Here is a 24,084-nt window from a genome sequence, read left to right on the forward strand (position 1 = left end):
GCCACCGAGATCGGCGGCGGCGCCACTGTCCTGTGGGCGGATGACCGAAGCGGCCACCGGGGAACGCGCCGTCTACCCGGGAAGATCCTCATCGCGGGCGATGTGCACCGCGGCCTCCTCCGCCGACGCCGCACCGCCGTCGATGCCGACGTCCCGGGCGGAGACGTCGTTGCTGCCGCCGCGCCAGAACCCCTCGTCGGCGCCCACGAGCCGCCCGGCCCGCTCGTCGCCGCACTCGACGTCCACCGGCTCGCCCACCCCGTCCGGCAGATCGCCGATCCCGTCGCCGTCGGGCGCGCACACCTCCGGCACCTCCAGGGCCAGCCGGTGTTCGAGGGTGTCGCCGTCGTGCAGCTCCCGTGCGGTGGTCCCGGCGTGATTGACCACATACGGCCGTTCGGGGGGCGAGTAGCCGGTGTCCAGCGTCTCGTCGAGCCCCGGCTCGTCGAGAGCGTCCTCCATGTCCAGGTCGTTGGGGTTGTCCTGGGGATCGGTTCGGGGCGGCTGGTAGACCTCGTCGCCCATTGTGTCGTCGGACATGACCGCCCTCCCTCTTTCCCTCTGCTCGCCCCGCCGCGGACTGCGGCAGGTGCCGGTACCACCAATTGTCCGCCTGCCGCCGCCGCCCGGCAGCACCGGGACGGACCGGGCCGGTGCCGTCAGGCCCGCCGGCGCTCCGTGTGGAGCCCGACGGCCTCGGCGATGCTCTGCACATTGCCGAAGCGCTCGTGCGCGGGCAGCCGCTCGGCCATGCTGACCAGCCGGTCCGGTGCGTTGTTGCGCCGCAGCGTCTCGATGATCGTGTTCTTGTCGGCCGGGTAGAGGCTCCGGCCGAGGTGCTGAGCCAGTTCGGAGCGCAGCCCGACGTCCTGCTCGGTCATACCGGTCGGTGTGCCGCCCCTGAAGTCGCTCTCGGGGGACCACGCCGCCATGGGCTGGTCCTCGCCCGCCGGCTGGAGCTCGTGCTCCTCGTCCGTGCGCAGCGAGCGCACCGTGGTGAACTGCCCGCGCAACTGCTTCTTCATCACGTCGTCCCGTGCGGGTCCGGTCTTGTCCGTTCCGTGTTCCATGACCATCGCTGCCTCCGCCTCTACCTGTCGTACCGAGCCGACGCGTCTCTCCCAGTTTCCCCGGTCCTTTCGCCCTAACAACCGGAAGGCGCCACCGGCGCGGATTTCCTCGTGTGCACGGAATGGGCGCAGTCGCATACGGAAGGTGACCGCGATCCGCGCAGACGCATATGCCCGCGATGCATAGGCCATTTCCGGAAGGGGAATCCGTAGGGGAGCCAACCGCGTCTCGCCGACGGCAATGCGTTACCGGTGGCAGCCAACCGCAAACCGGGAGAATCCGAGGAATCCGAGGAATCCAAGGAGGCAGCGCCATGCGACTCTCGCTCCTTCGACCGGTCATCGATCGGCCAGGCCCCTGGGCAACCGTTTACGCCGATATCTCGCACGGCACCGAGGACGTCGAAACGCAACAGGAGTTGCTGGCGAGCGCCACCACGGCCCAGCTCTTCGCGCTCGGCGCGGACGAGGCCACCTGCGGGGCCGTACACGAGGCCCTGATCGCGCCGCGCGACTGCGCACCGGGAGCGCACACCGGCCGGGTGCTCTTCGCCCACGACGGTGTGGTCGTGCTCGACACACCGCTTCCCGGCCCGCCGGCCACGCCCTTCGCCGCCTGGGGGCCGGTACCCCGGGTCACCCCCCTGCTGGCGGCGGTCGGCGACGACCCCGTCTGCCTCGTGGTCCGCCTCGACCACGACGGAGCGGACCTCGTCGTGCTGGGGGAGCGGGGCACCGACGACACCGGACGGTCCGGCGACACCGAACGGCCCCCGCCCCGCACCGCCCCGGCCGACTGGTCCGAACGGCATCTGCGGACCACGGCGGAGCACAGCTTGCAGCAGAACGCCGGGGAGATCGTCGACGCGGTGCGCGAGGCGTTCGACAGCAGCGGCGCCGAGGCCGTCGTCCTGATCGGCGAGGCGCGCGAGCGGCATCTGGTGCACGACAAGCTGCCCGGGCGGCTGCGTGCCGTCACCTACGAGAGCGAGCACGGCGGGCGCGCGCCCGGGGCCGAGAGCGACCTGGTCGAGCGGGACATCGCCCAGGTCCGGGCCGTGCGGGAACGCGAGCACATCGCGCAGGTGACGGACCGCTTCCGTACGGACGCCGGGTCCGGCGGCCCGAGCGCCCCGCGGGCCGCGGCCGGCATCCCCGCCCTGGTCGAGGCGGCGCGGGCGCACCGGATCGAAACGCTGCTGGTCAGCCCGCACGGTTCGGACATCGCACGGCAGGTCTGGGTGGGCGAGGGAGTGGATCAACTGGCCGTACGGGGCACGGAGTTGCAGGCCATGGGGGAGGAGCGTCCGGCGACCGCACGCGCGGACGACGCCCTGGTGCGGTCCGCGGTCGCCAGCGGAGCCGAGATCGTGGTCGTCCGCGACCTGGAGCAGGCGCCGGAGGGCGGACTCGGCGCCATCCTGCGCAGGTCGGAGGAGGACCCGCCGGGGTGACCACCGCACCGCCTCCGGCCATCGAGTACGTACCGCACAAAGAGCCGCCCGCCGACCGGAAGTCACCGGTGGGCGGGCGGCCCCTCGTGCCGTACGGCGTGCCTCAGTCCTGCGCTTCGGCCGCCACCGGCTTCGGGATCAGGAAGGAGGTGGCGATGGCCGCGGCCAGGATGAGCACTCCGGCGATCATGCCGGCGGTGTAGCCACCGGGCGACGCCGGGTCCGCCGGGGCGGCGGCGGTCTTGACCGCGTAGAGGGCAGCGAAGCTCAGCCCCGCACCGAGGTTGAACGCGCCCGCGTTCAGACCGGGCAGGAAGCCCGGGTTGTCGCTGGGGGAGAGCACGATGCCCAGGCCGTTGAGGACGATGTTCGCCACGCCCGCGTAGGCGATGCCCACCAGGATGGAGGTCACCAGCAGCAGGACCTGCGAGTGGCTGTGCATCGTGAGCAGCATCAGCACCACCGTCGCCACCGAGCCGACCAGGCCGAACCGCAGGACGCGGCGGTAGCCGTAGGTGGCCGCGAGGCGACCGGCCAGCGGGCCCATGGCCAGTCCGGCCAGCGCGTACGGCGACAGCGTCCACCACGCGGACTGCTCGGCGCTCATCCCCAGACCCGCCTGGGCGTCCTGCGCGAAGGCGGGTATCAGCCCGTTCATCACGGCGAAGACGCCGGTCATGGTGAGCACGGTGGTCAGCAGGGTGGCCCAGGTGGCGCGCTGCTTGAGATGCCGCGTGGCGACCAGCGGGTGGGCGCTGCGGTTCTCGGTGCGCCAGAACAGGGCGAAGGCGGCCGCGGCCACGACGACCAGTACGGCGATCAGCATCCAGTTGGCCGCGGCGAGCTTGCCGGCCTCGTTGAGCGCGGTCAGCAGCGAGCCGACCGAGACGACGAGCAGGGCGACCCCGGGCCAGTCCATCCGGCGGGCGCCCGACCCCTGGGCGCCGTGGTTCCCGGCCGCTTCCGGGACGGGTGCCTTGGACTCCGGGGTGAGGGTGGCGACCAGGACGGCGGCGAGGGTGGCCACGACCGCCATCGCCCAGAAGACCGAGCCGAAGCCGTGGTGGTCGGCGAGGTAGCCGCCGGCGAGCGAGTCGACACCGGCGATGCCGCCGTTGACCGCGGTGATCACGCCGAGCAGGGTGCCGTACCGCTTCGGCTCCGGCACCTCCACCCGCAGCATGATCAGGCACAGCGGGACGACCGGACCGCACACGCCCTGGATGACCCGGCCCGCGAACAGCATCGGCACGCTGGTCGCCAGCGCGGCGATCACACAGCCGACGACCATCAGGCCGAGCATGCCGGCCAGCACCCGGCGGCGGCCGATGACATCGCCCAGCCTCGGCAGGAACAGGGAGAACAGGGCCGCCGAGGTGAAGAACGCGGTCTGGGTGAGGCCGATCTCGGCGGAGCTGGCGCCGAGGGTGTCCTCGATGTTCTTCAGCGCGGGGCTGAGCATGCTGGCGTTGAGCTGGAAGGCGAAGCACGCCGCGAGCAGGGCGGTGAGCAGGACGCCGGTGCGGACGCCCGATCCGGTGCCGCCCGCCGGTATGAGCGGGCGCTGGTTGGTGGAGACGCTCATGCCGTCACGTCGCCGATCCGCTCGAGCGCGTCCACGACGAGGTTCCAGAACCGCTCGTGGTCGAGGGCCACCGCGACCTGGGTGGTGCAGTCGGCCGGCGCGGGCGCACGGAAGTCCGCCACGGTCATGCCGAGGGTCAGCGTCCCCTGCAGTTCGATGTCCACCGGAGCCTTGCGCACCGTCATGACGTCCGGGTCGATGACGTACGCCACCGCGCACGGGTCGTGCACCGGCGGGTGGTCGAAGCCCTGGTTCTCCCGGTAGGCCTCACGGAAGAACTCCAGCAGCTCCAGTACGAAGGTGGCCGGCTTGGTGCCGACGGCGGCGATCTTCTGCTCGACCTCGGGAGTGGCCAGCGCCTGGTGCGTGAGGTCCAGGCCGACCATCGTGACCAGCCACTTCTCGTTGAAGACGATATGGGCGGCCTCAGGGTCGATCTTTATGTTGAACTCGGCGACCGCGCTCCAGTTGCCCTCGTGGTAGCCGCCGCCCATCAGCACGACCTCGCGCACCCGCTCCGCGATCCGCGGTTCCTTGCGCACGGCCAGGGCGATGTTGGTCAGGCCCGCGGTCGGCACGAGGGTGATCTCACCGGGCTCGTGGGACATCACCGTGTCGATGATCAGGTCCACCGCGTGCCGGCGGTCCAGCTCGATGGTGGGCTCGGGCAGCTCCGGGCCGTCGAGACCGGTCTCGCCGTGGATGTCCGGTGCGATCTCGATGTCCCGTACGAGCGGGCGCGGGCAACCGGCCGCGAAGGGGACGCCGGTGATCCCGGCGATCCGCGCCACGGACAGGGCGTTGCGGGTCACCTTCTCCAGCGTCTGGTTCCCGACCACGGTCGTCACGGCGACCAGCTCCACGTCGGGGTTTCCATGCGCCAGGAGCATGGCGACCGCGTCGTCATGGCCCGGGTCGCAGTCGAGGATGATCTTTCTGGCCAACGGAAGAGCCCCTTTGCTCTGCGGAACGGTGGTGCGGGGGTGCGGGGGTGCGGGGTGAAGTCTCTGGGAGCGCCGCAGGGGGCTGCTGCCGCTGGAAAACGTTCTCCGAGAATTTGGCTCATTCCGCTGCCTGGTGTCAACGGAATGTGAGCCATCCGACCGGGTTCGCGCGCATTGATCCGCCCTGGTGGCACGGTGTGTGAGCGGTGATAACGTTTGCCGCCCCCTTCCGGTACGGTGGCCGCCCTCATGCCGGTACGGCTCGACCCGAAGGGCACACCACCGTGGCCGAAGTCACCTTGAAGGACGTCGCGCTGGCGTCGGGCTGCTCCATCGCCACGGTGTCCCGCGTGCTGGCCGGCACCCGCCCGGTCGGCGCCGAGACCGCCCGCACCGTCCGCGAGGCGGCCGAGCGGCTGGGCTACCGCCCCAACCACGTGGCCAGGGCCCTGCGCAGCCGCTCCACCGGAACCGTCGGCCTCGTCCTGCCGCAGATCACCAACCCCTTCTTCCCCACCCTCGTCCGGGAGCTGGAGCACGCCCTGCACGCCGAGGGGCGGGCCGTGCTCCTCGCCGACTGCGACGACGACCCGGAGACCGAGGCGGCCCGGATCGCCGCCCTGCTGAGCCGGCGGGTCGACGCCCTGCTGCTGATACCGGTCGACGAGCGGCGCAGCCGGGAGGCGGTGGCCGCCGCGGCCGCCCAGGTCCCGCTGGTGCTGCTGGACCGTGGCTGCGGCCCCGGCGTCGCCGACTCCGTCGCCGTCGACAACGCGGCCGGCATGGCTCTCGTCCTGGAGCATCTGGCCGCCACCGGGCGCCGTCGCCCGTGCTTCATCGGTGCGGCCGGAACCGCGTCGGCGGCCGTCGAGCGCCGTGCGGCGTACGAGGCGGGCGCCGCGGCCCTGGACCCGGAGGCGCCCGGGCGCAGCGCGCTCGGCGACTTCTCGGTGGAGTGGGGCCGGGCCGCCGTCGACCACCTCTGGCCGTCCCGGCCGGACGCCGTGATCTGCGCCAACGACCTCATCGCGGCCGGGGCGTCGCAGCGGCTGCGGCAGCTGGGCGCGGACGTGCCGGGCGAGGTCGCCGTCACCGGCTTCGACGACATCCCGCTCGCCGGCCTCGCCGACCCCGCGCTGACCACCGTCCGCCAGCCGGTCGGCGAACTGGCCGCCGAGGCCGCCCGGTTGCTGGCCCGTCGGCCGGCCGGGGGAGCCCCGGGCCCGCGGCGTACGGTCCGGCTCGCCCCCGAGCTCGTCGTCCGTGCCTCCAGTGCGCCGGGCCCGCAACCTCTTGACCGTACGCGGTCAGCGAGTAAAGTCTAGACCAATCACCCTCACCCTCGCGCCCTTCACCCCCCTCGCGAAAGGGTTGACATGGACAGGAAAAGAAGGCTGGCCCTCGCCATCGGTGCGGGAATCGCCCCGCTGCTCGTCGTCACCATGCCGGCGAGCCCGGCAAGCGCACACGGATATGTCTCCTCACCCCCCAGCAGGCAGGCGCAGTGCGCCGCCGGCACCATCGAATGCGGGCCGATCAAATGGGAGCCGCAGAGCGTCGAAGGCCCCAAGGGGCTGACCAGTTGCAGCGGCGGCAACAGCCAGTTCGCCGATCTCGACGATGACTCCAAGGGCTGGAAGGTCACCCCGATCGGCAGCTCCCAGACCTTTCGCTGGAAGTTGACGGCACGTCACTCCACCAGCACCTGGCAGTACTTCGTCGGCGGGAACAAGGTCGCGGAGTTCAACGACGGCGGTGCCCGGCCGCCCGAGACCGTCACCCACACCGTCAACTTCGGCGGCATCACCGGCAAGCAGAAGATCCTCGCGGTCTGGAACATCGCGGACACCGCGAACGCCTTCTACGCCTGCATCGACGTCACCATCGGCGGCTGAGGGAGCCCCTCCCCTCTCGGGCGCACCCCGTGACGTCCCCACCCCCTCGTCGTCCGAGGCATCCCCCGAGCCGGTCCGTGCGGTGAGCGGCAGTCAACGGGCGACGAGGGCGGCGGGCACACCCGTTACGATCGGCCCATTCATGGCCGATGTGGGTGGCCGCTGCCGGGAGGAAGAGATGGGCCTGTTCCGCCGAGGACCGAAGCGGGATTCCCGCGACCTGGCACGCGACGGGGAGTTCAGCTTCTTCTCCGAGCGTGAAGGCGGCGTCTTCAGATCACAGGTCCGGCAGGCGTTCGCGGAACAAGGCCTCGAAGTCACCGCGTACGCAGGCCTGGTCACCGACTCCGCGGGCCGCCAGTTCGGCCTCGGCAACCTCGCCGCGGTGTGCCATCGCGACCGGCGCGGCGAGCGGAGCTGGCCCGCGCTGATCCGGGATCACGTCGGAAAGGTGCTGCGGACGATGGACGGTCCGCAGCCGCTGGAGATCCTCAGCGAGGAGGAGATCCGGGCCTGCCTCTACCCCCGGGTCGTCGCCCAGGAGACGCTGCCGGCCTCGGACTCCTTCCGCTACGGCCGGGAGCCGGCGCCGGGGCTGCGCGAGGTGCTCGCCCTGGACCTGCCCGAGGCGGTGCAGATGCTGAGCGAGGACTCGCTGACCGACCTCGGGGACGTGGCCGAGCTGCGTATCCGGGCGATGAACAATCTGCGGGCGCTGCCCGTCGAGGGGCATGAGACGGTGCGGCGTGGCGACGGCTCGGCGTTCGAGGTGCTGCTCGGCGACTCCTTCTTCACCGCGAGCCGGGTCCTGGTGCTCGACGAGCTGGTGCAGCGGATCATGGGCACCGGGCTCACCGCGGACGGCGCGCTGGTCGCCATGCCCTTCCGGCACCAGCTGGCGTTCCACCGCATCCACGACGCCCAGGTCATCCCGGCGTTGCAGGCCATGGCGCAGTTCGCGGCGGCCGGTCACGAGGACGCGGCGGGCGCGATCAGCCCCAAGGTGTTCTGGTGGCGCCGGGGCGTGATGACGCCGCTGAGTGAGCCGGACGGCGACGGGCTGCGGATCGTGGTGAGCGGGGACTTCCAGGAGCTGCTGGACCGGCTGGTGCAGGACGAGGCCTGACCGTCGCAGGGGAGGCCCGACCGCCGTACGAGGCCCCCGACCACGGCCGGGCCACGGCCGCCGCGCACACTCCGTACAAGATTTTCTCGCCGAATCCCCACCATGGGGGAACCGATGCCGCCCGCTGCCCGTTTGTCTAAGTGAGGCCCCACGCTCTCCCCCGTGCGTGGGGCCTCACCACTGCCCTGCGGCCGCCGCGTCAGTCCCCGAGCCGGGCCCGCTCCTCGTCGCTGAAGAGCCGCGAGCGGATCAGGAAGCGGACGCCCTCGGGCGCCTCCAGAGAGAAGCCGCTGCCCCGCCCCGGTACGACGTCCACGGTCAGATGCGTGTGCCGCCAGCGCTCGAACTGGTCCGCCGACATCCAGAACCCCACCGGCTCCGGCACCCCCGCCACGCTCAGCCGGGCCAGCAGCACATCCGACGATCCCGTACGGAACTCCCCGGCGGGATAGCACATGGGCGCGCTGCCGTCGCAGCACCCACCGGACTGGTGGAACATCAGCGGGCCGTGCTGATCGCGCAGCAGCCGCAGCAGTTCGCCCGCCGCCGCGCTGAGCGCGATGCGCGAGGCGCCCTCGGCCACCCCGGCCCTGGGAGCGGCCGCCTCCCACCCGTCGCCGCCGCCCATCAGAACCGGCCCGGCGTCGTGCCCAAGCAGCTGACCTGCGGGTTCCTCGTCTCACAGCGGTACATGTGCCTCTCCTGTCCTGACCGGCCGGATCATGACCACCGGGCTGTCGATGCGCCCCGGCCAGTTAACCCCCGGCAAGGTTGCGAGGTGGTTGCACGCCACCCGCACGCCACCCGCACCGGCGCGCCGGGGCCGTGCGGGCGGGTGAGCCGTGTCTCACCCGGGCGGTGCCCCTTGTCTATGCAACGAGTTGCATAGAAGGATCGGGGTATGGCGCTCGACCACGCGATCCTCGTCTCCCTGCTGGAGAAGCCGGGCTCGGGCTATGAGCTGTCCCGGCGGTTCGAGCGGTCCATCGGCTACTTCTGGACCGCCACCCATCAGCAGATCTACCGCGTCCTGAAGCGGATGGAGAGCGACGGGTGGATCGATGTCCGCGAGGTGCCCCAGCAGGGCCGGCCGGACAAGAAGGAGTACTCCGTCGCGGCCCCGGGCCGGGCCGCCCTCTCCCAGTGGCTGCACGAGCCGATCGAGCCCGAGAGCGTCCGGCACGAGCTCGCGGTGAAGATCCGCGGCGCGGCCTTCGACGACCCGGCCGCGCTGATCCGCGAGGTCGAGCGGCACCACCAGGCGCACACCGACCGCCTCGCGCACTATCTCGCGGGGGAGCGGCGCGACTTCACCGGCCCCGAGGCCCCCCGACCGCTCGACGACGGACAGGAGCTCCAGCACGTCGTGCTGCGCGGCGGCATCGCCTACGAGCGGATGACGCTCGTCTGGCTCGACGACGTCCTCGCCACCCTCCGCCGGCTCGGCCCCGAACGCTGAACCGGCGCCCCCGTCCCACCCGACTTCCCAGCCACCGTTTCCCAGCCTCACCTCCCGAGCCGGAAAGGCGAACACCCATGGCCGACCCGCTGCTGTTCAACCCGCGCACCTACGACCCGGCGCACTTCGACCCCGAGACCCGCAGGCTGCTGCGCGCCACCGTCGACTGGTTCGAGGAGCGCGGCAAGCGCAAGCTGATCGAGGACTACCGCTCGCGCGCCTGGCTGGCGGACTTCCTCGCGTTCTCCGCCAAGGAAGGGCTGTTCGCGACGTTCCTCACGCCCGCCTCCGCCGCCGACGGACAGCAGGACAAGCGCTGGGACACCGCCCGGATCGCCGCCCTCAACGAGATCTTCGGCTTCTACGGGCTCGACTACTGGTACGCCTGGCAGGTCACCATCCTCGGCCTCGGCCCGGTCTGGCAGAGCGAGAACGCCGCCGCCCGCAGCCGAGCGGCCGAACTCCTCGACCAGGGCGAGGTGTTCGCCTTCGGCCTGTCGGAGAAGACCCACGGCGCCGACATCTACTCCACCGACATGCTGCTGGAGCCCGACGGCGACGGCGGTTTCCTGGCCACCGGCTCCAAGTACTACATAGGCAACGGCAACGCCGCCGGGCTCGTCTCCGTCTTCGGCCGCCGCACCGACGTCGAGGGCCCGGACGGCTATGTCTTCTTCGCCGCCGACAGCCGCCACCCGGCCTACGACCTGGTGAAGAACGTCGTCGACTCCTCGAAGTACGTCAGCGAGTTCCGCCTGGAGGGCTACCCGGTCCGGCCGGACGACATCCTGCACACCGGCCGCGCGGCCTTCGACGCCGCCCTCAACACCGTCAACGTCGGCAAGTTCAACCTCTGCACCGCCTCGATCGGCATCTGCGAGCACGCGATGTACGAGGCCGTCACCCACGCGCACCAGCGCATTCTCTACGGCCGCCCGGTCACCGCCTTCCCGCACGTGCGCCGCGAGCTGACCGACGCCTATGTCCGCCTCGTCGGGATGAAGCTCTTCAGCGACCGCGCCGTGGACTACTTCCGCTCGGCAGGGCCCGACGACCGCCGCTACCTGCTCTTCAACCCCATGACGAAGATGAAGGTGACCACGGAGGGCGAGAAGGTCATCGACCTGATGTGGGACGTGATCGCCGCCAAGGGCTTCGAGAAGGACACCTACTTCGCCCAGGCCGCCACCGAGATCCGCGGTCTGCCCAAGCTGGAGGGCACGGTCCACGTCAACCTCGCCCTGATCCTGAAGTTCATGGGCAACCACCTGCTCAACCCGGCCGAGTACGCGCCCGTCGGGACCCGCCTGGACGCGGCCGACGACGCGTTCCTCTTCCAGCAGGGGCCGGCCCGGGGGCTGGGCGCCATCCGCTTCCACGACTGGCGCGCCGCCTACGACGCCTACGCCGAGGTGCCCAACGTCGCCCGCTTCCGGGAACAGGCCGACGCCCTGTGCGAGTTCGTCACCACCGCCGCCCCCGACGAGGAGCAGAGCCGCGACCTCGATCTGCTGCTCGCCGTCGGCCAGCTGTTCGCGCTGGTCGTGCACGGCCAGCTGATCCTGGAGCAGGCCCGCCTGACCGGCCTGCCGCAGGACGTGCTCGACGAGCTGTTCGCCGTCCTCGTACGGGACTTCTCCGCGCACGCCGTCGAGCTGCACGGCAAGGACTCCGCCACCGCCGAACAGCAGAGCTGGGCACTGGGCGCGGTCCGCCGCCCGGTCGTCGACGACGCCCGCTCGCAGCGCGTCTGGGAGCGCGTCGAGGCGCTGGCCGGGGCGTACGAGATGGCGCCGTAGCCGCCCACTGAGGTCGCCGCGCGGCGGCGGCACGGAAGGGGGGCCGGATCGGCCGAGCACTTCGGCGACCCGGCCCCCGGAACCGATCGGAACGGACTTCGGTACCCACCCCGAACCGACCGGAACAGCTCCCGGAACCGATCAGAACAGACCCTGTGTCAGCGCGACCGAGTCCGGAACGGCGACCTCCTCCGGCGCGCTCAGGGGCATGATGCCCAGGATCTGCTGGGTGACGTAGTGGGCGGACATCATGGCGCCCTCCTGCCATCCGGGCAGCGGCGAGATCTGGTCACCGGTGACGAAGAACGTGTCGGTGCCCTCGGGCTGCAGCAGTTGCCGGTACGCCTTCTTGTGCGTCGCCTCGTGCGGTTTCCAGGCCGCCCAACCGCCCAGCTGGTAGGGCACCTTGTGCCAGGCGATGGAGACGCCCTGCTCGTCGGGGACGAGCTTGGTGTCCTCGAATTCCGGATGCAGCTGGATGGCGCCCTGGCGGGCCAGCTCCAGACGTTTGTCCGGTGAGTGCTTGCCGAGGGTTTCGGCGGCCTTCCCGAAGTTGTAGGCGCCGGTCAGGGTTCCCTTGTCCGAGAAGTAGTCGTTGGACGGGTACCACAGCTGGGTGATGTTATGACCGGTCCAGCTGATGCCGCCGTAGATCCCCTCGCTGTCGTCGCAGTTGTCGAGGTCTCCTTCCCAGAAGCGGCGGTTCGCCTGCCAGCCGACCTTGCAGGTCTTCTCGAACTCCACAAGCTTGATCGCCTTCATGAAGGGATCCGAGAAGCGGGTCAGCTTGATCTTGCGGAGCACCGGGATCGGGATGTTGCTGACGCAGTAGCGGGCGCTGTCGTGGAACTCGCCCTCGCCCTTGCGGTAGGTGAGCTCGACCCCGAGCCCGCGCGGCTCGATCTCGATCTCCCGGACCTCGGCGCCGAGCACGATCTTCGCGCCGGCCCGTTTGGCCTCCCGCGCCAGCGCCTTGACGATGTGGTCCATGCCGCCGACCGGCTGGAACATCGTGGCCTGCCACAGATAGTCGACGGGCTGGTAGAAACGGGCCTTCCAGAAGCCCGAGTGCACCAGGTCCTCGAACGACAGCGGAGGCGCCGGTTTGGGCCACTCCTCGATGCCGGGCTCGTCCAGGTAGCCGGAGCGGGTGGAGCCGCGGTACTTGCCGTTCGTGTCGAGCGCGCCGAACACCCGCAGCAGGTCCCGCAGTTCGCCGGTGAAGGCGTCGGTGCTCACCAGCGTCTCGGCGAGCTTCGCCGCGAGGTGGCCGCGGGTGTCGTTGGCCACCCGCCGGTTGGGCCAGGTCACCTCGGCACCCGGCGGGCGGACGCGGTTCGCCGTGGTCTCCATGACGTACGGCTCCAGCTCCACACCGAAGTCCCGGCAGTACTTGAGCACCCGGCGGTGGTGGTACGGGATGCGGCCGGGCCCGAGGTTGAGGTACAGGCCCTCGTCGAACGCGCAGGTGTGCGTGTGGGTGACGTTGTCCTTCTCGTCGAGCTCATAGAGCTCGTCGCCGCGTCGCGCGGTGCGGTTGCGCCCGCCGACGCGGTTCTGCGCTTCCAGGACGGTGACCTGATAGCCGAGCATGCTCAGCTCGTAGGCGGCGGTCAGCCCCGCGACACCGGCGCCCAGGATCAGCACCTTCTCGCCCTCGCCGGGGCAACCGGCGGGCCGTACGGTCCCCGTCCAGCCGGTGGCCTCCGGTCCGGACAGACCGCTCATGGCGTGCCGGAGCGCCCTCGCGGAGTCGTCGACGGCGGTGCCCGCCGCGCCCCGTCGCTGTGTGTTCGGGTCGGTCATGCCGCGCTCCCTTCCGACGGTGCGCCGCCGGACGGCGGACAGTTCTCGACGATCTTGTACCTGAGCGCCTCGGGATAGTCCCGGCGCGCGAACTGCACCCGTACGACGACCGGGCCCTGGTTGATGGCGTCGGTGGGCTCGGCGATCTGCCGCAGCAGGGTTTCGAGCTGGTCGTGCGTACGGACGGCGAAGCCGTGCATGGGGTGCTTGGTCGAGCCGAAGACGTCCGCGAGCTTCTCGTACTGCCACGGGTGCAGCTCGTTGTAGAAGTCGGCGCCGTCGGACGACGGGGTCGGTGTCTCCTCCTTGTAGAAGCAGGGGTGGACGAGCATCTGCTCGATGCCGTAGAAGCCCTCGTTGTCCAGGACGAACACCACCGGCCGCAGCCCGTGCCGCACGTGGGTGGACATCTCCTGGCAGGTCTCCTGGAACGAGCCGTCGCCGACGAAGACCAGCGGCCGCTTCCCCGCTTGCTGCCGGCCGAGCGCCACCCCGGTGGCCGCACCGACCGAGTAGCCGATGGACAGCCAGCTGTTCTGCGCCACGTACGAGGCGCGCTCCGCCATCCGCAGATTCATCGAGCCGATCAGCGCGAACGCGGCGTCCGACACGACGGTGAACGGATTGCCGAGCTCGCCCGGAGGCTCGCTGGTCTGCGACTCCAGGAAGGCGTTGATATGCCGGAAGAAGCTGTCGTACGTCACGCTCTCCGGGTACACCCCGCCGATCTGGGAGTCCAGGAAGGCGGCGGTGCTCGCGGGGACGTCGAGACCGTCCTTGCGCGCGAGGGCGAAGGGGTCGGTCTCGAACGCGCCGGTGCCGAAGTCGAGGACCAGGCGCCGGCGCAGCGCGGGGATGAACTCGGCGAGCTGCACATCGGGGAAGTACGAGGCGCCGACATGCACCCCCTCATGGGCGGCGACCGCCCAGTCGTCCCCGATCGACCGCTTGCCGCCGAGGTTCTTCGAGGTCGCCCAGGTGCCCAGCCCGATGCGACAGCCCGCGTTGTGGAACATCTCGGCCACGTCCGGATTGCTGGCCTTGCCGTTGTAGACGCCGGAGAAACCCGGGGTGTACTCCGAGACCACGGACTTGGCGCCGACGGTGGTGCAGAACGGGATGCGGGTCTCGTGTACCAGCTCCTCGAACTCGTCGGACAACCGGAAGCGGTCGATCTCCTCGCCTGCCCACAGGATCGGGGGCTTGTCGTGGCGCCGGATCAGGTCCACGCATGCCGTGACCGCCCGGTCGAGCATCTGCGCGTTCTGCGCGGTGACCGGCCGCCGCTGCCGCGTCAGACGGCCGCGCGGCGCGGCACACCGCGCCTCCCAGACGTCGTCCATGACCTCCAGGTAGACCGGTCTGCGGTGCGTGAGGCAGGCGGTGATCGCGCCGTCGATCTGGGTGGGGGCCAGGCCCGGGTGGGAGATGGCCTGGGCGTCCACCGTCACCTGGCGGTAGACGTCCAGGTTGCTGTCCGGGCGCTGGGACATGTGCGAGGTGAGCAGGCCGATCGCCCGGTGGTTGAGCCACTGCTCGTAGGTGGGCGCGGCGTTGATCGCGATCAGCGGCACATACTCGGCGAAGCCGCCGCCGATCGCGTTGAGCAGGTTGAACGCGCCCACGCTGTAGGTGACCGCCACCGCGCCGATGCCCTGCTCGCCGAGCGAGATCTCGGCATCGGCGACCTTCACCCGCGCATAGGCGTCCGCGGCCTGTCCCGCGCCGCCCTCGGTGGGGGTGCCCACCCAGCGCACCTTGGTCTTGGCGTGCAGGGTCGACAGGAACGGGCCCAGGTGGTTGCCCGGGACACCGAACAGATGGGTGATGCCGAGCTGTTCCAGCCTGATGGCCAGGTACTCGGCCACCGTGCAGGTCTGGGACGTGGTCATGGCGTCAGCACCTCCTCGCGCGACCGGTCCGCAGCCGCGGCGGACCGGCGCTCGCGCGGCGCCGCGGCCACCCCGGCGACGACCTCCTCGGCCGCGTTGACCTCGTTGACGGCGATGGCGGCGCGCACCGCCGACTCCACCGCACCCTCGATCCAGGCGTGCTTGAGCGACACATGCTCACCGGCGAAGTGCACCGGCCCCTCGGCCCGTACCGCGTCGAGGTGGAAGCTGGTCATCTGGTGCGGGGTGTAGACGGCGGCCTCACCACAGGCGTACGGGTCGCGCAGCCAGCTCTGGGTCTGGCCGGCGCCGGTGTAGAAGACCTCGATACGGCGACCGTGCACGGACTGGAGATTCCGCAGGGCGTAGCCGTAGCGCTCGTGGTCCTCGAAGGAGTCCCAGCGGGCGGCGTCGTCCGACCAGGAGTAGCCGGCCAGCACCACGCCTCCGGGACTCCCGGGGACGGGGTGGGAGGGGTAGTACATGAAGCGGTTGGGGTTGTCGGTGGTGGAACCGCCGCCGTAGGCGTTGGTGGCCGGCCGTACGCCGCCGCGCAGCGAGGAGTTCTGGTGGTACTCCACCTGCTTGGCGCTGATCCGCTTCTCGTCGACGCTCGGATGCGCGCCGAGCAGCCCGGTGGGCAGATCGCGCAGGCTCCTCGGCACCGCCACCGCGGCCTCGGCGTCGTCCTCGCCCCACCGCTGGTAGTACTCGTACAGACCGGGCGCGATGGCGTCCAGCTCCCGCTTCCAGTCCGCCTCGGTGAACTCCCACCAGCGGCGCGAGAACTCCAGCAGCACCTTGGTGGCCTGGTCGTAGTGCGTCTCGACGATGGCGCGGCGCTTCTTGTACGAGAAGGGCGGCGAGACGGTGGTGAACCGCAGGCTGGAGAAGGGGACGGTGACGATCGCCAGGTCGCCGGTCCAGGTCTGCACCTCTCCGTACGGGTCGCCCTCGGGCACGGTCTGGATGGCGACGGCGGGGCCGCCCGGCCCGGTGAGCCCGCCCTGATGGCCGTTGCGGCCCGCGTCGTAGTACTCCAGCCGGACCATCCGCTGGCCCATCACGATCTCGTCCCGCAGATCCTTGGCGAGCGCCTCGGGAAGCTTCCGGCTGCCGCCCTCGATCTCCCAGTACGTGGCGGTGGGGTCGATGTCGCTGCGGCCCAGGAAGCTGTGGAAGAACGCCAGGTGCAGCCGCGACGTCATGTTCTCGATCGTCCCGATCGCCTCGATGGCCTCGTCGCTGAACCCGGCGTACTCGCGCAGGAAGCGGCCCATCGAATAGCCGTCGAAGTCGCGGATGACCGAGGCCCAGCCGTCCAGCCACTCCTTGAAGGGCTTGTTGACCCGTGTGCCGTCGCCCTGCCGTACGGAGTAGTAGTCGCGCACCGGCTCCAGGGCCTGGTTGACCATGTCGGCGACGGTCAGCCGCGATTCGCAGCCGTTGAGGTGGAAGCCCTCGTTGATCTGGGACGGGTCCTTGGCGTACTGGGCGCGGCGGGCCTGGGAGCGGTTGGTGCGGATCCAGGTGTGGTGGCGCTTGTCCGGCTCCCGGAACTCGGGACTGGGCGCGCCGTTCGTCCAGAGCTTGCCGTCCTTGAACGACTTGTAGACCACCGGCGGCACGGGCGCGGCCTGATTGCCCGTCGAGGGATCGATGTCGACGTTGAAGAACAGCCGCCGCTTCAGCCCCAGCCGGTCGACCAGCGCCAGGGTCAGCGGGTGGAAGCTGGGCAGCCGCATCGCCCCGGCCTCCGCGTACTGCGCGGGGTCGGTGAAGGGCGCCGGCCGGCCCTTCTTGGTGTGGAAGGTCTTGATCCGGCCGCCGACCCGGTTGGCGTTCGCCTCCAGGATCGTCACCTCGTGCCCGGCGCGGGTCAGCAGGTCGCCGGCGACCAGGCCGGCGATGCCGGCGCCGACGATCAGGATCCGTCTGGGTGCGACGGGGCGTTCGAGCCCCTTGTCGATGAGGACGTCGAGGTAGCGCAGTTTGAGGTCCTCGTTGGCCGGATCGGGGCCGACCAGCAGGAGTTCTCGGGCCAGCTGCTGGTAGGTCTTGTCGTTGGCGCGATCGACGCCGGTGCGCTCGTCGCGGAGGTCCTGGCGGTTCTTGGACATGGCGGCTCAGGCTTTCTCGTGCAGGGACTGGTTCGCGGCGAGCCGCCGCAAAGTGGAGAGGGAGGGCGTGAAGGCGTATACGGCACCGGTGGTCTGTACGAAGCGGTCCATCGACACGGTGCCTTCCTGGCCGTCGGCCAGCACGATGTGGGCGTCCGGGCTGCCGGAAGCGCCCTGCTTGAGGGTGCCGGTCACCTTGTCGATGCCGTTGGGCGCGCCCTCCGTGCCGGGGACAAAACCGGGATTGTTCGACCAGGCACGCTGGACGAACTCGAATTGCCGCTCCAGCGAGGTGCCGTAGCACACGAACATCAGACCGCGGTCCGTCGTGTCATGGCCTCCCGTGTACGCGGGACCGTAGGGAATGCCGCGGCGCATGATGCGGTGTCGCTGGGTGGTCTCGAAGTGACGGGGATGGGTTCTGCGGATATGCGCGGCGCACGGGGTGTGTTTCCCCGCCCCGTCGTTCTCGTAGGTGAAATCGTTGCCGCCCGGACCGACCCCGGTCACCGGGTTTTGGCCCTGTGCGAGGGGCGTACCGTCCTTCTTGCGGCCGACCAGGCACGCGCCCAGCAGATCCGGCGAAACGGCGTGCGGTTGGAATTTACCCGCCTCGCGCACCACGGCCTCGTTCCAGCCGGCGACGTCCTGCCGCAGCCGGCGCACCACCTGAAGGGAACCGTTGTCCATCCACGAAGGCGCCTCGGGCGGGCTTCCGCTCTCGCTCTTGTGCCCGAAGACGAACTCCCCGGGCTCGACCAAGGTGGCTCCCGGGCGGTTCTCCCGGAAACCGGGATGGTCCCGGTCCTCGCGATGGAATTCCTTGACGCCCGGCTGGGAGATGCCGTCCTTGTACCCGAAGTGCTCGTGCCCGCGCAGATCGCCGGTCAGGGTGCGGCCGTCGTCCTGATGGACCAGCGTCACACCGTGCGCCGAGTCCGCGGCGGCGATGTTGGCGAGCTTGTCGTCGAGCGCGGCCTCGGTGTCCGCGGCCACGATCAGTACGGCATGCACATCTGAGCCGTCCGCACCGAAATGCCAGTTCTCGGGGGCGCTCGTACCGTGGTCGCCCAGGTCCGCCGCCCGTGCGGCCGCGCCCTTCACGAAGGAACCGAAGGGCGCCAGGTCCTGCTTCACCCTTTCCGGTTCGCGCACGACCCGCAGCAGGCCGGGGAACGTTAACGACACCCCGACCCAGGTGGCGGTGAGGGACGGGTCCTGGCCCCATGCCCGGCGGGAGAGGGAGAACTCCTCGTTGAAATCCTCGACCGCGGCGGTCACCGCGACCGTGTTCAACATGACGGACAGCCAGCCGCGGCCGCCCGCGCCGTCGTCGTCCGGGAAGCGCATATAACGAAAAGCCGTGTAGTCCTTGTTGAACGCGGCCAGGATATTGCCCTGGATTTCCCTGGACCGGCGCAACGGTGGTTCCGGGAGCTGCTCGATATCAGGCGGGGCCGTGGGGCGCGCTGAAATAGTGGTCACTGCTCTCCTCTGGAAAATTGGGTGCCCAGGGCGCGCGGGAGGGGATTCGCGCGCACACGCATCCGGCTCCCGGCACCCTTGACGGCGAAAGGGATGCGGAAGAAGCACAAGGGCACACCAAAGCCAGCCGGTGCACGGCTTGTGGCGCCAGCCCAGCACCGAATCGACCACCCCGCAGAAGCACCGACGCCAACCGGAGCACAGGACCACCCGTCCCGGTGACCGGCCGCGACCGGAGGTGCGACGGGCGCGGTGGTGCGACGGGGAGGCCCCGGACCGCACTCGGCACCGCCCCGGACCACACTCGGCACCGCCCCGGACCACACTCGGCGGCGGCAGGTCCAGCGGTCCATCCCGGCATTCATCGAGACATGTCCGGAGTGCGAGCGCCGCCGGCAGCGAATCTCCACGGAAGCATCACAACCTCTACGTGCGGTCTTCTGTGGGCGCCGTTAGCGTTACTGGCCGCTCGATCCCGCGTGCGAACGTGAAAACAGATCGCCGGCGTTCCTGGCGACGCAGCACAGAAAGCTCGCAGATGGACTACTGCTCGTCGTGCCGTCGAATCCTCAATGGGGCTCTCGTATGCCCGGGATGCGGTGATTACGCCCCCGACATAGCCCCGACCACCCACCGCGACGGCTCGGTCGCCGCCGGCGCAACGACGTGGGAAGCCTGGGAGGCATGGCAGGCCGAGGTGGCCGCGGTTCCCGGGTCCGGTGCCGGTGGGCTCGACTCCGGTGCCGCGCCGGTCGTGCGTGACGTGTCCGAGGAGGCCGCGCGGGCGGATGCCCCGGATGCCGGCCCGGAGAGCGGCCCCGCGCCCGCCGCCACCGGTCAGGGCCGGGCGGCCCGGCGCCGGCAGCTCGCACGCTGGAAGAAGCACAAGCGCCGCGCCGTGGCGGCGACGGCGTTCGCCCTCGCCGGCGGCGCCCTGACCGTGGCTCTGCTGCCGGACAAGTCGTCCAACGGCCAGACGCACGCGTCCGCGGTGCCCGACCCGGAGAGCGCCGCCAAGTCCCACCCCTTGGCCACCGACGGGTCGGAGCAGCCGGACGACCGGGCCTCGCGGCACCCCGGCGCGCGTCCGCCCCTCACCTCCAGCCGGCACCAGGACACCACCGCCGCCACGCCCGCGCCCGCCGCGACGCACCGGAAGCCGGACGGCGGATTCGCCCCCCAGCCCTCCACGCCTACGAGTGCGGCGCCGCACAGCGCGCCCGCGCCGTCCGCGAGCACACCCGCCGACAACTCGGGCAACGCGGCCAACGGCGGCAACAGCGGTGCCGCCGCGCCGGCGGCCAAGCCCGCATCCGGCGAGCAATCCGACGCCGGCTCCCCGTCCACGAACGAGGAGCCGGCGACCACACCGACGGCCGAGCCGACCTCGCCGTCGGCCGACCCGTCGTCGCCGTCACATGTGTGCCTGCTCGGCGTCGTGTGCGTCGGCTGACGCCCACTGCGCCGCCCGCGCGCGCCGCTGTCCGCTCGCGCTGAGCGCTGCCGAAGCACACCGCCCCGGCCCCGGCGCCGCCCGGCTCCCCGGGCCGCCGGGGCGGGTCATCGCGCGCAGTACACCTCGCGCTCCGGACGCTGCCCCGTCGAGAGGAACGCGGTGACCTTGCGGTCGCCGCAGGCGTTGCCGTTGCCGAGGTAGACACCGTGGCCGCCGTGGTCGACGGTGATCAGACGGGCCCGGTCGCCGAGGGCTCGCCGCATCTTCAGGGCGCCGAAGTACGGGGTGGAGGGGTCCCGGAGGTTCTGGATCATCAGGATGTTGGACGGGCCCTCGGCGGTGATCCGGGTGGGCCGCTCCGCGGGTGCGTCCTTCCAGAAGGCGCAGGGCGAGACGTTGGCCGGCATCCCGGCCGTGAGCGGATGCCGGACGCGGTCGACGGCCACCGCGCGCCGGTACCCGGATATCGAGCCCGGCCAGCGCACGTCGTTGCAGATGACCGCGACCGTGACCGCGGCGTCCTGGTCCCGCAGGGGCTGGGCGAGGGCGACGGGCAGGACCGGCTTCTCGGCCGGGTTCCGGGCCGCCTGGACGAGCCGGGCCAGCGGGGCGAAGGAGGCGTCGTCGTACAGGGCGCTCTGGAGCGCCTGCCGCAGTCGGTTGCCGGTCAGCGGCACACCCGCCGTCGTCGACTCCTTCGGCGCACGGTCCAACTCCGCCGCCAGCGCGAGGAACAACGGCCGTATGTCCTCGGCCCGTCGGGCCAGCCGCAGACCTTCGACCTCCCGGGCCGGAGCCGATGCCCAGGCCGCGAAGTCGGGGAAGCGGTCGTCGGCGCCCGCCGCCATGTTCGCCAGCCAGCCCCGCTCGACCCGCGAGGGATCGGGGTCGCCGCTGCTGCCCAGTACCCAACGGTCGGTGCGGTGGGGGTACTTCTGCGCGTAGACGGCGCCCACGTAGGTCCCGTACGAGGCGGTCCAGGCCGACAGCTTCTCCTCGCCCAGCGCCCGGCGGAAGCGGTCGATGTCACGCACCTCGTTCGCGGTGGAGAAACTGCGCAGCACGGCGCCCCCGTGACGCCCACACGCGGCGGCGATCCGCCGCGACCGCGCGACGTTCTCCTGGATCCCGCCGTCCCGCCGCGGCCAGGACCGCAGGTGCACCAGCTGCCGGTCGTCCGCGTCGAGCCTGCAGCTCGCGGTCGTGCTGGCGCCCACCCCGCGCGGATCGAGGCTGACGATGTCGTACCGGCCCGCCGTCTCCTTCCGCAGCGCGTCCCCCTTCTGCCGCAGCCACCGCACCCCGGAGCTGCCCGGTCCTCCGGGGATCATCAGCAGCGTCCCGCGCCTCGCCGCCGGCCGATCACTGCGCAGGCGGGACACGGCCACGGTCAGCCGCGGCCCCTTGGGGTCGCGGTAGTCGAGCGGCACCGGCAACTCGGCGCACTCCTGCCCCGCGGGCCCGCCGGGCTGGGCACAGGACCGCCAGACGAGGCCGGGCGCGGCGCCGGCAGCGTCGGCTCGCGCCTTCGGGGGAGCGGCAGCGGTCAGCGTCATCGCGGCGGCCGTGGCGAAGAGGGTGAGGAGCAGCGGCAGTGGACGAAGGAAGCGAAAGGCGCGTCCGCGGGGACAAGTCGTCATGAGCCAAGGGTTGTTGATCGGCCCTTGCCTTGCCCATGCGGCAGGCCCGACGGCAGTGGTGGGGTTAGCCCCCGCACTCGCTGCCCTGCGGGTCGGCGAGGGCCGTTTCCACGACACGTCGGGCCGGCCGACGTCTCCTACGGCGGCCGCGCGAACGGCAGCTCCGGCCGCGGAGCCAGGGCCTGTCCGATGGGTCATGGCCGGGTCCCATGGGTCATGGCCGGGTCCCATCGGACACCCCCTAGCCGTGCAGCCAGATCCGCAGCGGACCGACCGGCTCGAAGCCATGACGCACGGCGGCCGCCAGGTCGTCGCCGTGCTCATAGCCGACCGCCGGCAGGGCGGGGAACAGCCGGTGCACCGCGTCCAGTACGCCGGGCCAAGCCGCGTCGGGGCCGCCGTCCCGCGCGAAGAGGTTGGAGACTCCGACCACCTCGTCGCTGCGGCTCGCCACCGCTCCGGCTACCACCCGGCCACGGGCGGACCGCCCGGCGAGCACGAACGTGGCCGGGTCGTCGAGCAGTTCGGGCCGGAAGAGGTCTGCGTAGCCGCGCCCGTCGTCCCAGGCGAGCGCCCAGGCGCGCAGCGTGTTCGGGGTGCCCGCCACGTCCCAGGCGAGATCCGACGGGACGGCGGGCGGACCGGCCGGGCGATGGATCCACTGTGCCTCGAACAGCACCTGGAAGGCGGCCTCCGCCAGGTCGAGGTCGGCGAAGCTGTCCTTGACGGAGGCGCCGGGCACGGCGGTGTCGATACGGGCCACCAGCGCCGCCGGGTCGGCGCCCGGCACCAGCGTCACCGCGTCGGGGTAGTACAGCGGCGTGCGGGCCGGGGCGGCCCAAGCCTGTGCCTCGAACGCACCGACCACACCGTGAGATCGGCTCATCGCTGCGCACCACTCGGCGTTATTGCGGGCGGCGGCACGGACCAGGAGCTGTTGCGGCGTCGTCACGAGTGCGGATTATGGCCCGTCCCGGCTCGACTGTCGAACGGCTTTCCGGGCGCCGCGCCGTCAGTAGTACTGGACCAGGCAGAATTCGTGCTCTTCGGGATCGGCCATCACGACGACCACGCCCTCGTCGTAATCGTGCCGTTCGCCGGTGAACCGGCCGCCGAGAGCGATGACTTGGGCGATGCCCTGATCGATGTCGTCGACCGCGACGTCGAGGTGCAGCCGTACTTTGCCGTGCTTCGGCTCGGGCACAGGCTGAAAGACGAGGCGGGGCTGCGTGTCACCTGGCTGACCGAGGTAGACCCAGCCGGCCCGGGACGGCCCCTGAGGGCGGTCCAGCAGTGCGCTCCAGAATCCCGCCACTCGTTCCACATCGACGCAGTCGATCGTCACTCCGACCCAGCGGTTCACCATGCCGTCAACACTCCTGACTCCTGTGTGGTCGCGGGGATGCCGGCCTCAAAAACCGCCCCGCCGGGTCACCATGGTGACCCGGCGCGGGCAGCTGGAGGCGTTCGCCCCTACCTCTACCTCAGGAACCTGGCGACGGTTGCCCCGAAGCGTTCGGCGTCGTCGAGCCACGGATGGTGTCCGGCCCCGGGCTGGACGATGAGTTCGGCATGCGGGAACAGCCCGGCGAACTCGGCCACCGTGGCAGGCGGGGCGCCCGGATCGACCTCCCCGGCCAGCAGGAGGACCGGCGAGTCGAGACGGGCGAGCGCGGTGCGGGTGGCGTCCGGGTCGAAGGCGCCTTCGGCGCCGAAGGCGGCTACCACCTCGGTGTTCATCCGTTCGTCCGCCGCAGCCTGATGGGCCTGCGCCGCCTCGTCCCAACGGCCGTGGGAGAACGGGGCGATGGCCTGCCACCTGTCGTCGGTGGCGCGGCCCGCCACGATCGCCTCCAGGGCCGCGAAGGCCGCCGGGAACCACGGTTCGTCCCGGCGCAGCCGCGCGGTTTCGAGCCGGAGCGCGCCGCTGATCGGAATGCCGACGGCCCGGACGCTCGGGGTGATCAGCGCGAGCCTCTCGACGCGTTCCGGATGGCGGCTCGCATACAGAACGGCCAGATTCGCGCCGGCGCAGTGCGCGAGCAGGTCCATCCGGTCCAGCCCGAGGTGCTCGCGCAGGGCCTCCACGTCCGCGACGAGCCGGTCGCAGCGGTAGGAGGCGGCATCGTCCGGGATCGCCGACCGGCCGGTGCCCCGGAGGTCCAGCCGGATCAACCGACGGTGTGCGGCGAGGCCACCGAGGTCGCCGAGGTATGCGGAGTCCGTCGGTCCTCCGGGCAGGCAGACCAGGGGACGGCCGTTGCCGTGGAGGTGGTAGGCGAGTTCGGTTCCGTCGTACGCGGAGAAGGCGGGCACGCCGGTGATGTCGTCGAGGGGAAAGAGACGTGGCGAG

The 24,084-nt window shown here is 71.2% G+C and carries 20 protein-coding genes; 7 read left to right on the top strand and 13 right to left on the bottom strand.

The annotated features are described in order from the left end of the window. Nucleotides 1–72: 72 nt before the first annotated feature. Entirely contained in the window at nucleotides 73–540 is a 468-nt protein-coding gene (locus tag ACZ5XZ_RS30460) for a DUF5709 domain-containing protein (RefSeq protein ID WP_468983711.1), read from the bottom strand. A gap of 119 nt (nucleotides 541–659) precedes the next feature. Beyond that, on the bottom strand, nucleotides 660–1,076 hold the full coding sequence (locus tag ACZ5XZ_RS30465; RefSeq protein ID WP_468983714.1) for a DUF2795 domain-containing protein: 417 nt from the start codon (nucleotides 1,074–1,076) through the stop codon (nucleotides 660–662). A gap of 308 nt (nucleotides 1,077–1,384) precedes the next feature. On the opposite strand from ACZ5XZ_RS30465, the gene ACZ5XZ_RS30470 reads away from it, so the two are divergent. After that, entirely contained in the window at nucleotides 1,385–2,524 is a 1,140-nt protein-coding gene (locus ACZ5XZ_RS30470) for a baeRF2 domain-containing protein (RefSeq protein WP_468983717.1), read from the top strand. A 103-nt stretch (nucleotides 2,525–2,627) separates the two neighbouring features. Here the strand turns inward: ACZ5XZ_RS30470 and uriT are convergent, their stop codons facing one another. Next, on the bottom strand, nucleotides 2,628–4,109 hold the full coding sequence (gene uriT, locus ACZ5XZ_RS30475) for a uridine transporter UriT (protein WP_468983720.1): 1,482 nt from the start codon (nucleotides 4,107–4,109) through the stop codon (nucleotides 2,628–2,630). Beyond that, complete coding sequence (uriH, locus tag ACZ5XZ_RS30480) at nucleotides 4,106–5,053, bottom strand: uridine-preferring nucleoside hydrolase UriH (RefSeq protein WP_468983723.1); 948 nt, start codon at nucleotides 5,051–5,053, stop codon at nucleotides 4,106–4,108. The genes uriT and uriH overlap by 4 nt, the downstream gene beginning before the upstream one ends. A 284-nt stretch (nucleotides 5,054–5,337) precedes the next feature. Between uriH and ACZ5XZ_RS30485 the strand changes: the two genes are divergently transcribed. From ACZ5XZ_RS30485 to ACZ5XZ_RS30495, 3 genes are all read left to right on the top strand, one after another. Further along, on the top strand, nucleotides 5,338–6,378 hold the full coding sequence (locus ACZ5XZ_RS30485) for a LacI family DNA-binding transcriptional regulator (RefSeq protein ID WP_468983726.1): 1,041 nt from the start codon (nucleotides 5,338–5,340) through the stop codon (nucleotides 6,376–6,378). A 51-nt stretch (nucleotides 6,379–6,429) separates the two neighbouring features. Then, entirely contained in the window at nucleotides 6,430–6,948 is a 519-nt protein-coding gene (locus tag ACZ5XZ_RS30490) for a lytic polysaccharide monooxygenase auxiliary activity family 9 protein (protein ID WP_468983729.1), read from the top strand. 178 nt (nucleotides 6,949–7,126) lie between these two features. Then, the gene (locus tag ACZ5XZ_RS30495) at nucleotides 7,127–8,074 is read left to right on the top strand and encodes a DUF1444 domain-containing protein (RefSeq protein WP_468983828.1); all 948 of its coding nucleotides are present in this window, start codon (nucleotides 7,127–7,129) and stop codon (nucleotides 8,072–8,074) included. A 199-nt stretch (nucleotides 8,075–8,273) separates the two neighbouring features. On the opposite strand, the gene ACZ5XZ_RS30500 is transcribed toward ACZ5XZ_RS30495, so the two are convergent. Further along, nucleotides 8,274–8,702, bottom strand: a complete 429-nt coding sequence (locus ACZ5XZ_RS30500) for a DUF779 domain-containing protein (RefSeq protein WP_468983731.1) — start codon at nucleotides 8,700–8,702, stop codon at nucleotides 8,274–8,276. Nucleotides 8,703–8,975: 273 nt separating this feature from the next. On the opposite strand from ACZ5XZ_RS30500, the gene ACZ5XZ_RS30505 reads away from it, so the two are divergent. Together ACZ5XZ_RS30505 and ACZ5XZ_RS30510 are read left to right on the top strand one after the other, a co-directional pair. After that, a complete protein-coding gene (locus ACZ5XZ_RS30505) occupies nucleotides 8,976–9,533 on the top strand; it encodes a PadR family transcriptional regulator (RefSeq protein WP_468983734.1) in 558 nt (185 codons plus the stop codon). A gap of 77 nt (nucleotides 9,534–9,610) precedes the next feature. Then, entirely contained in the window at nucleotides 9,611–11,332 is a 1,722-nt protein-coding gene (locus ACZ5XZ_RS30510) for an acyl-CoA dehydrogenase family protein (RefSeq protein ID WP_468983736.1), read from the top strand. A 141-nt stretch (nucleotides 11,333–11,473) separates the two neighbouring features. Here ACZ5XZ_RS30510 and ACZ5XZ_RS30515 read toward each other — a convergent pair whose 3' ends face one another. From ACZ5XZ_RS30515 to ACZ5XZ_RS30530, 4 genes are read right to left on the bottom strand one after another with little or no spacing between them, the layout of a single operon-like run. After that, on the bottom strand, nucleotides 11,474–13,138 hold the full coding sequence (locus tag ACZ5XZ_RS30515) for a flavin monoamine oxidase family protein (protein ID WP_468983738.1): 1,665 nt from the start codon (nucleotides 13,136–13,138) through the stop codon (nucleotides 11,474–11,476). After that, on the bottom strand, nucleotides 13,135–15,030 hold the full coding sequence (locus tag ACZ5XZ_RS30520; protein WP_468983740.1) for an alpha-keto acid decarboxylase family protein: 1,896 nt from the start codon (nucleotides 15,028–15,030) through the stop codon (nucleotides 13,135–13,137). The genes ACZ5XZ_RS30515 and ACZ5XZ_RS30520 overlap by 4 nt, the downstream gene beginning before the upstream one ends. Next, nucleotides 15,027–17,150, bottom strand: coding sequence for a flavin monoamine oxidase family protein (locus ACZ5XZ_RS30525; protein WP_468983743.1), 2,124 nt, complete (start codon nucleotides 17,148–17,150; stop codon nucleotides 15,027–15,029). Before ACZ5XZ_RS30525 ends, ACZ5XZ_RS30520 begins: the two co-directional genes overlap by 4 nt. A gap of 6 nt (nucleotides 17,151–17,156) precedes the next feature. Continuing rightward, complete coding sequence (locus ACZ5XZ_RS30530; RefSeq protein ID WP_468983745.1) at nucleotides 17,157–18,806, bottom strand: Dyp-type peroxidase; 1,650 nt, start codon at nucleotides 18,804–18,806, stop codon at nucleotides 17,157–17,159. A gap of 367 nt (nucleotides 18,807–19,173) precedes the next feature. On the opposite strand from ACZ5XZ_RS30530, the gene ACZ5XZ_RS30535 reads away from it, so the two are divergent. Further along, nucleotides 19,174–20,088, top strand: a complete 915-nt coding sequence (locus tag ACZ5XZ_RS30535) for an SCO2400 family protein (protein WP_468983746.1) — start codon at nucleotides 19,174–19,176, stop codon at nucleotides 20,086–20,088. A gap of 107 nt (nucleotides 20,089–20,195) precedes the next feature. Here the strand turns inward: ACZ5XZ_RS30535 and ACZ5XZ_RS30540 are convergent, their stop codons facing one another. The 4 genes from ACZ5XZ_RS30540 to ACZ5XZ_RS30555 form a co-directional block, all read right to left on the bottom strand. Beyond that, nucleotides 20,196–21,731, bottom strand: a complete 1,536-nt coding sequence (locus tag ACZ5XZ_RS30540) for an alpha/beta hydrolase (protein WP_468983748.1) — start codon at nucleotides 21,729–21,731, stop codon at nucleotides 20,196–20,198. A gap of 241 nt (nucleotides 21,732–21,972) precedes the next feature. Then, entirely contained in the window at nucleotides 21,973–22,617 is a 645-nt protein-coding gene (locus tag ACZ5XZ_RS30545; protein ID WP_468983831.1) for a hypothetical protein, read from the bottom strand. Nucleotides 22,618–22,743: 126 nt separating this feature from the next. Then, entirely contained in the window at nucleotides 22,744–23,097 is a 354-nt protein-coding gene (locus ACZ5XZ_RS30550) for a VOC family protein (RefSeq protein ID WP_468983749.1), read from the bottom strand. 113 nt (nucleotides 23,098–23,210) lie between these two features. After that, on the bottom strand, nucleotides 23,211–24,047 hold the full coding sequence (locus tag ACZ5XZ_RS30555) for an alpha/beta fold hydrolase (protein ID WP_468983834.1): 837 nt from the start codon (nucleotides 24,045–24,047) through the stop codon (nucleotides 23,211–23,213). Nucleotides 24,048–24,084: the final 37 nt, after the last annotated feature.

It is taken from the genome of Streptomyces sp. NPDC033270 (assembly GCF_055576575.1).

Excerpts from the sequence above, each read along its gene's own strand:
- ACZ5XZ_RS30525 (WP_468983743.1), bottom strand. The coding sequence starts at position 17,150 with ATGTCCAAGAACCGCCAGGACCTCCGCGACGAGCGCACCGGCGTCGAT.
- ACZ5XZ_RS30550 (WP_468983749.1), bottom strand. The coding sequence starts at position 23,097 with ATGGTGAACCGCTGGGTCGGAGTGACGATCGACTGCGTCGATGTGGAA.
- ACZ5XZ_RS30535 (WP_468983746.1), top strand. The coding sequence starts at position 19,174 with ATGGACTACTGCTCGTCGTGCCGTCGAATCCTCAATGGGGCTCTCGTA.
- ACZ5XZ_RS30460 (WP_468983711.1), bottom strand. The coding sequence starts at position 540 with ATGTCCGACGACACAATGGGCGACGAGGTCTACCAGCCGCCCCGAACC.
- ACZ5XZ_RS30470 (WP_468983717.1), top strand. The coding sequence starts at position 1,385 with ATGCGACTCTCGCTCCTTCGACCGGTCATCGATCGGCCAGGCCCCTGG.
- ACZ5XZ_RS30515 (WP_468983738.1), bottom strand. The coding sequence starts at position 13,138 with ATGACCGACCCGAACACACAGCGACGGGGCGCGGCGGGCACCGCCGTC.
- ACZ5XZ_RS30465 (WP_468983714.1), bottom strand. The coding sequence starts at position 1,076 with ATGGTCATGGAACACGGAACGGACAAGACCGGACCCGCACGGGACGAC.
- ACZ5XZ_RS30520 (WP_468983740.1), bottom strand. The coding sequence starts at position 15,030 with ATGACCACGTCCCAGACCTGCACGGTGGCCGAGTACCTGGCCATCAGG.
- ACZ5XZ_RS30540 (WP_468983748.1), bottom strand. The coding sequence starts at position 21,731 with ATGACGACTTGTCCCCGCGGACGCGCCTTTCGCTTCCTTCGTCCACTG.
- ACZ5XZ_RS30510 (WP_468983736.1), top strand. The coding sequence starts at position 9,611 with ATGGCCGACCCGCTGCTGTTCAACCCGCGCACCTACGACCCGGCGCAC.
- ACZ5XZ_RS30505 (WP_468983734.1), top strand. The coding sequence starts at position 8,976 with ATGGCGCTCGACCACGCGATCCTCGTCTCCCTGCTGGAGAAGCCGGGC.
- ACZ5XZ_RS30500 (WP_468983731.1), bottom strand. The coding sequence starts at position 8,702 with ATGGGCGGCGGCGACGGGTGGGAGGCGGCCGCTCCCAGGGCCGGGGTG.
- ACZ5XZ_RS30545 (WP_468983831.1), bottom strand. The coding sequence starts at position 22,617 with ATGAGCCGATCTCACGGTGTGGTCGGTGCGTTCGAGGCACAGGCTTGG.
- ACZ5XZ_RS30490 (WP_468983729.1), top strand. The coding sequence starts at position 6,430 with ATGGACAGGAAAAGAAGGCTGGCCCTCGCCATCGGTGCGGGAATCGCC.
- uriT (WP_468983720.1), bottom strand. The coding sequence starts at position 4,109 with ATGAGCGTCTCCACCAACCAGCGCCCGCTCATACCGGCGGGCGGCACC.
- ACZ5XZ_RS30495 (WP_468983828.1), top strand. The coding sequence starts at position 7,127 with ATGGGCCTGTTCCGCCGAGGACCGAAGCGGGATTCCCGCGACCTGGCA.